This is a genomic window from Helicobacter pylori (genome assembly GCF_016755635.1).
Lineage (GTDB): Bacteria > Campylobacterota > Campylobacteria > Campylobacterales > Helicobacteraceae > Helicobacter > Helicobacter pylori_CQ.
Window position 1 is genome coordinate 1414072 of record NZ_CP051500.1, and the last position, 11994, is coordinate 1426065.

Annotated in this window: 10 protein-coding genes and 1 rRNA gene; 9 read left to right on the forward strand and 2 right to left on the reverse strand. The window is 40.0% G+C overall.

The annotated features are described in order from the left end of the window. Positions 1–27 precede the first annotated feature (27 nt). Positions 28–2913 (reverse strand): 23S ribosomal RNA (locus HG567_RS06695). A 669-nt stretch (positions 2914–3582) separates the two neighbouring features. Here HG567_RS06695 and HG567_RS06700 point away from each other — a divergent pair. The 4 genes from HG567_RS06700 (at position 3583) to HG567_RS06715 (ending at position 7324) form a co-directional block, all read left to right on the forward strand. Next, positions 3583–3903, forward strand: a complete 321-nt coding sequence (locus tag HG567_RS06700; protein ID WP_202163776.1) for a hypothetical protein — start codon at positions 3583–3585, stop codon at positions 3901–3903. A 57-nt stretch (positions 3904–3960) separates the two neighbouring features. Next, the gene (locus tag HG567_RS06705; RefSeq protein ID WP_165534965.1) at positions 3961–4416 is read left to right on the forward strand and encodes a hypothetical protein; all 456 of its coding nucleotides are present in this window, start codon (positions 3961–3963) and stop codon (positions 4414–4416) included. 25 nt (positions 4417–4441) lie between these two features. Then, entirely contained in the window at positions 4442–6274 is a 1833-nt protein-coding gene (locus tag HG567_RS06710; protein ID WP_202139586.1) for a DUF262 domain-containing protein, read from the forward strand. A gap of 150 nt (positions 6275–6424) precedes the next feature. Next, a complete protein-coding gene (locus tag HG567_RS06715; RefSeq protein WP_202139587.1) occupies positions 6425–7324 on the forward strand; it encodes a hypothetical protein in 900 nt (299 codons plus the stop codon). 118 nt (positions 7325–7442) lie between these two features. Here the strand turns inward: HG567_RS06715 and queF are convergent, their stop codons facing one another. Then, complete coding sequence (gene queF / locus HG567_RS06720; protein ID WP_202139588.1) at positions 7443–7883, reverse strand: preQ(1) synthase; 441 nt, start codon at positions 7881–7883, stop codon at positions 7443–7445. A gap of 58 nt (positions 7884–7941) precedes the next feature. Between queF and rsfS the strand changes: the two genes are divergently transcribed. From rsfS to HG567_RS07830, 5 genes are read left to right on the forward strand one after another with little or no spacing between them, the layout of a single operon-like run. Beyond that, positions 7942–8283 (forward strand): ribosome silencing factor, encoded by a 342-nt coding sequence (rsfS, locus tag HG567_RS06725; RefSeq protein ID WP_202139589.1) that lies wholly within the window; start codon positions 7942–7944, stop codon positions 8281–8283. A 7-nt stretch (positions 8284–8290) separates the two neighbouring features. Beyond that, complete coding sequence (miaA, locus tag HG567_RS06730; RefSeq protein WP_202140256.1) at positions 8291–9187, forward strand: tRNA (adenosine(37)-N6)-dimethylallyltransferase MiaA; 897 nt, start codon at positions 8291–8293, stop codon at positions 9185–9187. Further along, positions 9188–10291 carry a glycosyltransferase family 8 protein gene (locus HG567_RS06735; protein WP_202139590.1) on the forward strand — a complete coding sequence of 368 codons (1104 nt, stop codon included), beginning with the start codon at positions 9188–9190 and terminating at the stop codon, positions 10289–10291. A 9-nt stretch (positions 10292–10300) separates the two neighbouring features. Continuing rightward, a complete protein-coding gene (locus HG567_RS07825) occupies positions 10301–11116 on the forward strand; it encodes a phosphoethanolamine transferase (RefSeq protein WP_237393062.1) in 816 nt (271 codons plus the stop codon). A 10-nt stretch (positions 11117–11126) separates the two neighbouring features. After that, a complete protein-coding gene (locus HG567_RS07830) occupies positions 11127–11978 on the forward strand; it encodes a phosphoethanolamine transferase (RefSeq protein WP_202139592.1) in 852 nt (283 codons plus the stop codon). The last annotated feature ends 16 nt before the right edge of the window (positions 11979–11994 follow it).

Genomic DNA, 11994 nt, shown 5'->3' on the forward strand with positions numbered 1-11994 from the left:
CTATTGCCGTTATCTTATCAAAAAGCAAAAAACAAGCCAAACGCTCTATTAGTAGTAGTCAGCTAAATGCATTACTGCACTTACACATCTACCCTATCAAGCACATAGTCTTTGTGCGAGCTTCAGGGAAAGTTCATCTTGGAGTTGGCTTCCTGCTTAGATGCTTTCAGCAGTTATCACATCCGTGTGTAGCTACCCAGCGATGCTCTTGGCAGAACAACTGGTGCACCAGTGACACATCCATCCCGGTCCTCTCGTACTAGGGACAGCTCTCCTCAACTTTCCTACGCCCACGGCAGATAGGGACCGAACTGTCTCACGACGTTCTGAACCCAGCTCGCGTACCGCTTTAAATGGCGAACAGCCATACCCTTGGGACCTGCTCCAGCCCCAGGATGCGATGAGCCGACATCGAGGTGCCAAACCTCCCCGTCGATGTGAGCTCTTGGGGGAGATCAGCCTGTTATCCCCGGGGTACCTTTTATCCTTTGAGCGATGGCCCTTCCACACAGAACCACCGGATCACTATGACCGACTTTCGTCTCTGCTTGACTTGTATGTCTTACAGTCAGGCTGGCTTGTGCCATTACACTCAACTTGCGATTTCCAACCGCAATGAGCCAACCTTTGCAAGCCTCCGTTACTTTTTAGGAGGCGACCGCCCCAGTCAAACTACCCACCAAGCATTGTCCTGCCTGTGGATAACACAGGCCAGTTAGCTAACAGAAACATCAAGGGTGGTATCTCAAGGATGGCTCCATAAGAGCCAAAGCCCTTACTTCAAAGCCTCCCACCTATCCTGCGCATGATATTCCCGTTAGCAGTGCTAAGTTGTAGTAAAGGTCCACGGGGTCTTTCCGTCTTGCCGCGGGTAGGAGGAATTTTCACCTCCACTACAATTTCACTGAATCTCTGGTTGAGACAGCTCCCATCTCGTTACGCCATTCATGCAGGTCGGTATTTAACCGACAAGGAATTTCGCTACCTTAGGACCGTTATAGTTACGGCCGCCGTTTACTCGGGCTTCAATTCAACGCTTCATCTTGCGACTGACGCATCCTCTTAACCTTCGAGCACCGGGCAGGCGTCACACCTTATACTTCCTCTTACGAGTTGGCAAAGTGCTGTGTTTTTGGTAAACAGTCGGGAGGGACTCTTTGCTGAGACCACATCGCTGTGGCACACCTTATCGCGAACTTACGGTGCTAGTTTGCAGAGTTCCTTAACCAGAGTTCTTTCACGCGCCTTAGAATACTCATCTCATCTACCTGTGTCGGTTTGCGGTACGGACGACTATGGATATGCTTAGAGGCTTTTCTTGGCACGACGGTATCAGCGATTCTCCCTTTGTCCTAAAAGGACTCAAAGAGCCTGTTTGGGTTTCAAATACAGAGGTGGATTTGCCTTCCCTCCAATCTACGCCCTTAGACTAGCGCTTCCATCAGCTAGCTCGCTTAACCCTATGCGTCCCCCCATCACGCTCCATGAGTCGGTATTGGAATATTAACCAATTTGCCATCACCTACCCCTTTCGGACTCGGCTTAGGACCCGACTAACCCTACGATGACGACCATCGCGTAGGAAACCTTAGATTTACGGCGGATACAATTCTCATATATCTTATCGTTACTCATTCCTGCATGCTCACTTCATACCGCTCCAGCACTCCTTACCGGTATACCTTCAACGCTGGTATGAACGCTCTTCTACCACTGTGTTTAACACAATCTACAAATTCGGTGTCTATCTTAGCCCCGTTATATTTTCAGCGCATGACCACTAGACCAGTGAGCTGTTACGCTTTCTTTAAAGGATGGCTGCTTCTAAGCCAACCTCCTGGTTGTTTGAGTAGCCACACATCTTTTTCCACTCAGAATAGAACTTAGGGACCTTATTTGGTAGTCTGGGTTGTTCCCCTTTTGACGATTGATTTTATCACCCACCGCCTGACTCCCAAGATACGATAAAAGGTATTCGAAGTTTGATAGGGTTTGGTACCGCGGCGAGCAGCCCTAGCCCAATCAGGGCTCTACCCCCTTTTATTATCACTTGAGGCTATACCTAAATATATTTCGAAGAGAACCAGCTATCACTAAGTTTGTTTGGCCTTTCACCCCTATCCACAGCTCATCCCAACCCGTTTCAATGGGTACGAGTTCAGTCCTCCACGCGCTATTACACGCGTTTCAACTTGGCCATGGATAGATCACTTAGCTTCGGGTCTGCAGCATCTGACTTGTTCGCCCTATTAAGACTCGCTTTCGCTACGGCTTCGCATTCGCTTAACCTTGCCAGATACCACAACTCGCAGGATCATTATGCAAAAGGCAGTCCATCACCCTGATAAATCATAGGGCTCTGAATGATTGTAAGCAGATGGTTTCAGGTTCTATTTCACTCCGCTCACTGCGGTTCTTTTCACCTTTCCCTCACGGTACTTGTTCGCTATCGCTCAAAGAGTAGTATTTAGGGTTGGAGAGTGGTCTCCCCAGCTTCAACCTGGATTTCTCGTGTCCTGGCCTACTCTGGATCCTGCTACCTAAGAACGCCTTGTCGCATACAAGGCTATCACTTTCTATGGCTTACCTTTCCAGGTAACTCTGCTAAAGCGTTCTCTTGGATGTTGCAGTCCTCAACCCCGAATGCAAGCACTCGGTTTGCCCTTTTCCCCGTTCGCTCGCCACTACTTAGGGAATCTCGTTGATTTCTTTTCCTCTAGTTACTGAGATGTTTCACTTCACTAGGTTCGCTCTCTGTTAGAGTAACTAATATCTCTATTAGTTGGGTTGCCCCATTCGGACATCTACGCATCAAAGCTCCTTGACAGCTCCGCATAGCTTATCGCAGTCTAGTACGTCCTTCATCGCCTCTCTTTGGCAAGGCATCCGCCATCTGCTCTTAAAAGCTTGTTTTAAATTTTAAAATATCCTTTAAAACCCGCCCTTTTATAATGAATAACGACAATTGCACGAATATTCTTCAGCGCTACCACTGCCTTAATGAATATAAGACAGAGTTATTGTAGTTTTACTTTACTTTTACATAGGCTATTAACAATATTAAATCAAATAACTTCGTTTTTCTTTAAAAACTTGCTATAATCACTCTTAAATGTTAAACCCTTTAAGAAGACTAAAAATGCTTGATCCCTAATCTTTTTATAACGCTCAAGTTTTACTAGCTGGTGGGCTTTTATATTTTTTTATATTTAAAGCTTTTAGCTTTTAGAACTTGCTTGAGTGGTTTCAAATTAAAGAACTTTTTAAAGCTTGTCTTTAAAAACGAAATGTAATTATAGACATGCAATGCTTAAAGTTTGCTTAAAGTTTTTGGGATTTGAAAGAAAATTTAGAGTTTGAAAGAAATGAATGAAAGTTATTGGAAATGATAGGAATGGGGGTAGTAAAATAAAGCTTTAAATAAATAAAGCCTTAAATAAGTTAAGATAAAACGCATCATTAAATAAAACATTTCATAAAATAAAACGCATCATTAAAAAATAAATACGCACCATTAACCATTGATTGAATACCGCTAGATACAATACCCCAAGTCATTTTTTTTTCAAAAAAGGGGTAGAAATGGCATTCTATCATTCAATCATTCTATCATTCTATCATTCTATCATTCTATCATTCAATCATTCTATCATTCTATCATTCTATCATTCTATCATTCAATCAAGCAATCATTCAATCAAGCAATCAAGCAATCATTCAATCAAGCAATCAAGCAATCAAGCAATCAAGCAACGCTATCATGTTTTTATAACTATTTTTATCACTTTTACAAAAGATCGCTTAAAAATCCCTTACTTTTTATTATTCCCTCTTGCATTAACCCTTTTATTCCCTCTCTCATTAATCCGTGCCACAACATTTTTAAACCATTTGATTCCATAAGCCCCATTTTTAAACCAGTGGGGCTTACAGAGTTAAATTTAATACAAGGAGAAGATGATGGCTCAGTTAGAAGATTTAAAAGCACATGAAAAATACAATTTGTTGTTGTGCATGGTTTCAGGCGCCTATAAGGGAACTATTCCAGGGAATGAGGATTTTAAAGAGTTGTGCGATGAATGCACTTTGAGTTATTTCCGCTCACGACGAGACAAAGCGGCTCAGCACAAGCATTTTGAGCTCATGCGTAAAGCGGATTACATCATTGGTATTGTGAATGAGGATTCAACGACTAGAGGGGCTGAAGTCCAACGGAGCGTTTTTGCCCTAAAGATTGACCATGACACTATTGGGACTGATGAAGAGGGAGCGTTAAAGGTTGAGGGCGTTTGCGCTCAAAAAGGGAGCCAAGAATACGAAGAATTAGTCAATAAAAACACTTGGCACTTCACGCACAGCACAAGACTTGGACAACCAAAATTGATTGAGCGAAAAATGAAGGGTTATGGGTTTTAACCCATAAACTTATGAAAGGATTTTAATGGAATTGTTAACTTTAGACGGAGTGGTTGAAAAAGGCGTGTTTGAAATCCCTAGCTATCAAAGGGGGTATGCATGGCAGGAAAGGCAATTGAAGGATTTTTGGAACGATTTAGAGCATGTCTCTAAGCTGGGAAATAAATTCCATTACATGCACAGCTTAACCTTAAGAGGGCTTGAAAATGAGCTTGAAGATAGCGCTTTTGAAATCATAGACGGCCAGCAGCGATTGGCTACGAGCTTGATTTTATTAGACCTTTTAGCCAAGATTACCCAACATAAAGACCCAAAGTATTCTTTAATCAACCTTGAACCCGTTCTGTCCTATAAGTATTATGGTTTGAGTGAAGCTTTTGGGGCGATCATGGGAGAAGAAAAAGATTTAGAAAGGTTTCAAACTTCTTTTTACGCTAAAAATTTGATTGACGCTTATGCATTTTTTAAAGAAAAAATCAGCGATACGCCTATGGAAACGCTTGAAAAAATGTTTGATGCCCTTATAAAGAAAATGCTTTTTAGCGTGGTAGAACTGAATGATAACCGAATCGATCCGTTCAGCTCTTTTGAAACGATCAACAATCGTGGTAAGGATCTATCCACTCTGGAATTGTTTAAAAACCGCTTGCATTTTGTAGCACACAAGATTTGTAACGGACAAAAATTAGAAACGCTTCAAAAAGAGATCAATAAAACCTACACGATCATTTATGACGATTTGAGGCAATTTGAAGATGATGATTTAGAGAGGTTTTTAAAGCATTTTGTAGCGTATTATTATGGCGAGAAAGGGGATTTTAAAAAGAGGTTATTGGAAATGGAGTTTAACGCTCATAAAAGATATACCCATAACACACCCTTTAGCGATGAATATGACAAAATAGACGAGTTGTTATTCTATCTTTCTTATTCTTCTAAAGTGTGGAATTTCTTGCACACGCTTGATGAAAAGGCTATCACTCTTATTTTTAATGACAATAAAAAGCTTGAGATAGAAATCACTCCTAAAATGTGCGGCTTGTTAGACAAGATGCGGCGTTTAAACGCTTTGAGCGACAACGCTTTTCTGCCCCTATTGCTCTCTCTTTTAACCATACAGCTTGCTGTAAGAAGTGGCAGTGAACGGCATTACACCGCCCAAGAATTGGAGAGCTTATTAGAATATTTAGAGCGTTTCGGGTTTTTAATCTATGGGGTTGCTGGCAAGAATACGGCCAAAAACGAATGGATTGAATTGGCTTTTGAAGCGTTCAGAGCGTATAGATATGGGGAAGAAAATATCGCCATTGAAAAACTTCCAACGCTAGAAAAGAGTTTTTTCAACAGACAAGGAAATAGCGCTTTAGAATTGCTTGAAGAGAGTATCCATTCTAAAAAGAATTCTGAAAAATGGTATAAGTGGGGCAAGGCTCTGAATTACTTGCTGTATGAATACGAGTTGCACCATAACCCTGAAACGACTCTGAATTTTGATGGCAGTATAGAAAGCATTGAGCATATCTTGCCCCAAAATCCCGATCAAGGCTATAGCGCTAAAGAAAAAAATTGGGCCAAAAACCCTAATATCGTGCATGCTTTAGGGAGCTTGCTTTTAATCCCTAAAAACGCTAACAGCTCTTTAAGCAACAAGCCTTTTGAGGAAAAAAGAAAGGCATACCTTAAAGGCTCTTATAGCGAAAAAGAAGTGGCCAAAAACGCTTCTTTCGGGATTACAGAGATTCAACAAAGGAGCGAAAAATTATTAGACTTTTTAATCGCGCATTATCGTATCGCTGAATTGGTGGGTGAAAGTGTGATTAAAGCTTTTAAAAACGCTCTTTTAAAAGAGATCAAATGAAGCGATCACTCAAAAATAAGGGGGGCGTTTTGAAACGCCCACCCCACAACAAGGAGGAACAAGCCATGCCAAAAAGATAAAAAACATTAAAAAACATTGAACGGACAATTATAGCGGAATTTAAAACAAATTTTTACCAAGGAGTATTTTATGGGTTTTCAAAACGAAAATCAGTTAAAAGTAGGCGCGTTGGTCAAAGCCACAATCAACGGCAAAGTGGTGGAGGCTAAAGTCATTAGTATTGGGTTTAATCGTGTAACCTTAAGGAGCGAAAAAGGCAACGAAGCCACTTATGTTTTCAATAGCGATAAGTTCTTAAAGTGGTTCAATAAAGTTCCATTGAATGAAGTTGCGAACAATTACGCTGAAAAAAGCGGAGAGGATTTGTTGAAAGGCGTTAAAATCGTTACGAGCGGTGCGAGTGTTAAGGATAGGACTACCACTCCTAAAGAAAAAGAGGATAGGTTTAAACTCGCTTTTGGATTTAAGACTACTGATGATAAGACTAGCTTTGAGATTATTGCGGAGGATTATACTTTAAGTGAGAGAAAAAGGAGGCTTGGGGCGTTATTATCTCCTATGTTTTTTGAGGGGAGCGGTAATCAAGCGTCCGCTATCATTATTACTGCTCTCCATTATGCGAAAAGATTAAACCGACATAGCGATGCGGAGTGGCGTGCTATGATTGATAACCGAGATGAGGAAAAATGCGAACTTACGACACTTGACAACTTGGATAGAGTAGGGACAACTTTATTCTGTGGCATGATTAAAGAGTATGCGGAGGGTAATAAGGAGTTTGAAAAAGAACTTAACGATTTTTCACCTGATGGTTTTTGGGCTACGACTTTACCTAAAAACAAAAATGAGGCGTTGTTTATCGCGCAACTTTTATGCGATGGCGGTATCAATAAATATGGATTAAGCTGTGCGGGTCTTACTGAAAATTTGCTAAAAGACATTTTCAATAATATTGGACTAGCAACTGCTAAAGAGGTTGATGAGCACCTCGCTAATTTAGATAAAGAGGAGGCGGAGTTAAAAGAATAACCCCCCCCCTTGTGGGGTCTCCTTTTTTACTCTTTTATTCTCTTATTTTTCTCATTTTCCCCCTAATTTATCCATTTAACTTGGAAGGGCTTTAATCTTAAAACCCTATCTTTGCGCGTTATTTCGCATTCAAAAGGCGTTTTTCTTTAAATTCCTGGTATTCTTTGAGAGCGTAATTCACAAAGGGCTTGATCGCAATCCCGCCCCTAGAGACAAAATCCCCATACACTTCCAAATACTTTGGCTCTAGCAATTGGACTAAATCTAGTAATATCGTATTGACACAGCTCTCATGAAAACTCCCATGGTTTCTGTAACTGAATAAATAGAGTTTTAAGGACTTGCTTTCTACCATTTTATCTTTAGGGATATAGCGGATGTAAATAGTGCCAAAATCCGGCTGGGAAGTGATGGGGCAAAGGCTTGTAAATTCCTTACACTCTAGCGTGATTAAGGGGTCTAAATTGGGGTTTGGGTTAGGGAAAGCTTCTAATAACTGGCTGTTGTATTCAAAAATATAGGGCGTTTTAGCGCCTAGGGATTTTAATTCAGGGGTCATTAATCTTCCTTGATTTAAGTTATAATAAGGCTATTTTAACCCATTTTTTAGGAAACTCATGGACAAACGCATAGAAACGATTACGGCTTTATTAGATGAAAAAAAGGCTTTTGATATTACGCATATTGATTTATCCAAAACCCCCTACTTGGTAGAAGATGTCATTATCGCCACTACGCTAGCGAACAAGCATGCCCTTTCTTTATTGGACGCGCTTAAAAACACTCTTAAGCCTTTAGGCGAAGTCTTTTACCAAATAGATGAGTCTAATGAAGAGTGGATCATTTTGGATTTAGGGGATTTGATGATCCATCTTTTCACCGAAGAATGCCGTAAAAAATTTGACTTAGAAGGGTTTTTGAATACCTACAAGAGGGAGAGCGTTCATCAAAACGCCTAAGAAACTCATCGCGCTTCTAGGGCCTAGCGGGAGCGGGAAAAGCGCTCTTTCCATTGAATTAGCCCAAGAATTGGACGCTGAAATCTTTTCTTTGGATTCTTTGAGTATTTATAAAGACATCAATATCGCTTCGGCTAAACCGAGCCTGAAAGAACGAAAAAATATCAAGCATTACGCCCTAGATTACCTTAACATTGATGAAAAAAATAACGCCCCCCTTTTTAAAACCCTTTTAGAGGACGCTATGAGAGTGTCTTCTAAAGAAATTTTACTCATTGTGGGAGGGAGCAGTTTTTATTTAAAATCCATTTTAGAAGGTTTGAGCAGCATGCCAAAAATTAGCGGTGAAGAGGCTGTAAAAATAGAGCGAGAAATCAGCTCTTTGGCTAACCCTTACGCGTTTTTAAAATCCATTGACCCCACAAGCACTTTTAAAATCCATCCAAACGACACTTACCGCATCCATAAGGCTTTAGAAATCTTTTATTCCACCCACACGCCCCCAAGCGAGTATTTTAAAACTAACCCTAAAAAACCCTTTGAGCATGCTATCTCATTATTCGCTCTTTCTATTGAAAAAAGCGCGCTTGCAAACAACATCAAACAGCGCACCAAAAACATGCTTGATTGTGGTCTTATTGAAGAAATCAAAGCCCTTTATGCTCAATACCCTAAAGATTCACAGCCTTTTAAAGCCATAGGCGTTAAAGAGAGCATTCTTTTTTTAGAAAAACAACTCACTTTAAAGGAGCTAGAAGAAACGATTACCTCTAACACCATCCAATTAGCCAAGCGCCAAAACACTTTCAATAAAACCCAATTCAACAACCTTTACACAGGGAGCGTTGGAGAAGTTAGGCATGCGATTTTAAAACACTCAAAAAGCGATACAAGGGAGCGATAAATGGATACGCAAAATTTACCCGATCAAGTTATCCCTATTTTTATGAGTTTTGATAAGAATTACGCACTAGGGGCAGGAGTTTGCCTTTATTCGTTACTCTCCCATGCGAGCAGGCACACAAGCGCGATAGACTTTAGCCCCTTAAATCAAAGCAACCAACTTTTAGGCGCTAACATCGTGTATAAAATCCATTGTTTGGTTAAAGGGGTAACTTTAGAGCAGCAAAACAAGCTTTTAAAAACCCTTGAGCCTTTTAAAACATTCGCTTCATTAGAGTTTATAGACATCAATTCGCTCGATCATTCCATAGAAAGCTATCTCAATGAGTCTTGCTCCAAGCGTTATGGCGGGCTTCTTGTTTTGTGCCGGCTCTTGCTCGCTTCGCTCTTCCCTAATTATTCTAAAATCATTTCCATAGATGTGGATACGGTGTTTTTGGGCGATGTTGCAAGCGCTTATTTTGCGCTGGATAACGATCCCACTAAGTTGCTTGGCATGGTGAGAGACACTTTTTCCCACCTTTCTTTTGAAGCCTTTTGTGATTTTTGCGAGCGCGCTTGTAAGAATTTTAAAATGGATTTTTCACGCTTTAGCCCAAACGAATTGAAACGCATCCATCAAGGTTTTAACATGGGCTTTTTGGTGGCGAATTTGGATTTGTGGCGCGAAAATGGGTTTGAAAAAATCGCTTTAGAGTTTTTGAAAAATAGGGGAAAGGATCTTTTCTACCCTGAGCAGTGTTTAATCAATATGGTGTTTTTAGAGCGTATTTTAGAATTGCCTATTTATTATAATTGCTATTCTGACTTTTTCAAAGAGCACTACCCTAAAAACATCATCATGCTCCATTTCATCCAATACAAGCCGTGGCGTTCTGTGAGTTCTTTGAACGGGCGTTTGATTTGCTATGAAGCTGAAGCGAGTTTTTGGCTCGCCAACCTTTTTTGCACCCCTTTTAAAAACGATTTTTTTAAAGAACGCCTTGAAATGGCTAAAGACCAACAAATGCAATCTTTTAAAACCCACATCCGATCAAAAACGATTAGGGATTATTTTTGTTTTAGGATAAAAAATATTTTGAAAAAAGTTTTCAAACTCTCTTAAAGGGCATTCATGGAAAAATTATTGAAATTTTTAAAATTCTTTGCCAATAGCGTAACTCTAGATGAAAAATTTTTAATATTCCTTCTTTGTAACGCCCTTTCTAACGCTTACAAAAATAGCGATTTGTTTTCTTTCTCCAAAGGCTTTTTAGGCACTTTTTTAATCGGGTTTGTGGTGTATTATGGTTGCACGCTAATCCCTAAAAAGCACTTGAAATATTCATTAGAATGGCTGTTTATAGGAAGCGGTATTATTCTTAGCGTGGCTGAAATTTTTACGCTCTTTATGTTTAAAATGCCTTTTTCCAAAGGCTTGATTGACACGCTTTTAGCCACAAACAGCTCTGAAACGATGGCGTTTATAAAAAGCTATAACAATTATTTGTTTTACTACGCTTTGATTTTGATCGCTTTGTTGATCTCCATTAAAATCATTCGCTTTAGAGTGCTTGTGCCTGGTGTGATAGCGGGCGTTTTAGGGCTTTCTATCCTTACAATAGGGAGCGTTCGTAACATTAAACACCTTACAAAAAACGATGCGATTTTAAAAAGATCATTGTTTTCTCTCTCTTTAACTAGGGGGTTTTATTCCGCTTATTTGAGCTTGTTTGATCGCCAACAAGCCATAAAATTTTATAGCTTTTTAAATAACCTTTATTTACCAAGCGATTATCTTTCTAGCACGGGCGATGTTAAAAATGTCATCTTAGTCATCGGCGAAAGTGCGAGCAGAAATTTCATGCAACTCTATGGCTACAACGCCCCCAATAACCCCTTATTGAGCCCACTCGCCAACGAGAGAGAGAGAGAGAGAGAGAGAGAGTAACAACCTGTTCGTGTTTTCTGACACGATAAGCAAAGAAGCCCACACCTCTGAAGTCTTTGAAAGCCTGCTCAATTACAGCAACGCTGAAACGAATAAGCCTTGGTATCATTATCACAACATGATAGATATTTTTAAGCGATCCCGTTATGAAACTTTTTGGCTAGAAAAACAAATCGTCGATCAATGGGGGATCACACAAAACCTGGTCTCTAATCGCTCTCAAAACCGCTACTACATTTTAGGAGACTATGGCGCATACGATGAAGAGCTGGCGAAATTTTATTCTAAAAATGTCCAGCCAAAATTAAAGAACAAGAATTTTATCGTGTTCCATTTGTTAGGATCGCATAGTTGGTATGCCGATCGTTTCCCTAAAAGCTTTGCCAAGTTCAAACCAAGTGATCTGGATTTTTCTCATTTGCACGCAATCAGCGATAGAGACAAGCAAATCGTTACTGATTATGTCAATTCGCTTTATTATAACGACGCTGTTTTGAATGGAATTTTTAACCTCTTTAAAGACAAAGACGCTATTGTGTTTTACTTGAGCGACCATGCGCAAGACATGTTTGAAAGCGGCCCTACTTATGGGCACAGGTGCTCTAAAGCGGGATTAGAAATCCCTTTTATGATTTATGTGAGCGATATTTTTAAAGAAAAACACCCCGAGAAAGTAAAGTTGATTAAAAACGCTTTAAACAAACCTTTCATGAGCGATGATTTAATCCATTCTCTTTTGCCTTTGGTGGGCATTCACACTAAAGATGAAATAGAGAGTAAAAATCTTTTTAGCCCTAAATTTGACACTCAAAGAAAAAGGGCTGTTTGTTATGGCAGCATGGATTATGATAGGACTAAATAATAATAAGGCTCTGTTC

Coding starts and splice junctions, on each gene's coding strand:
- HG567_RS06700 (WP_202163776.1), top strand. CDS start 3,583: ATGGCATTCTATCATTCAATCATTCTATCATTCTATCATTCTATCATT.
- HG567_RS06705 (WP_165534965.1), top strand. CDS start 3,961: ATGGCTCAGTTAGAAGATTTAAAAGCACATGAAAAATACAATTTGTTG.
- HG567_RS06710 (WP_202139586.1), top strand. CDS start 4,442: ATGGAATTGTTAACTTTAGACGGAGTGGTTGAAAAAGGCGTGTTTGAA.
- HG567_RS06715 (WP_202139587.1), top strand. CDS start 6,425: ATGGGTTTTCAAAACGAAAATCAGTTAAAAGTAGGCGCGTTGGTCAAA.
- queF (WP_202139588.1), bottom strand. CDS start 7,883: ATGACCCCTGAATTAAAATCCCTAGGCGCTAAAACGCCCTATATTTTT.
- rsfS (WP_202139589.1), top strand. CDS start 7,942: ATGGACAAACGCATAGAAACGATTACGGCTTTATTAGATGAAAAAAAG.
- HG567_RS06735 (WP_202139590.1), top strand. CDS start 9,188: ATGGATACGCAAAATTTACCCGATCAAGTTATCCCTATTTTTATGAGT.
- HG567_RS07825 (WP_237393062.1), top strand. CDS start 10,301: ATGGAAAAATTATTGAAATTTTTAAAATTCTTTGCCAATAGCGTAACT.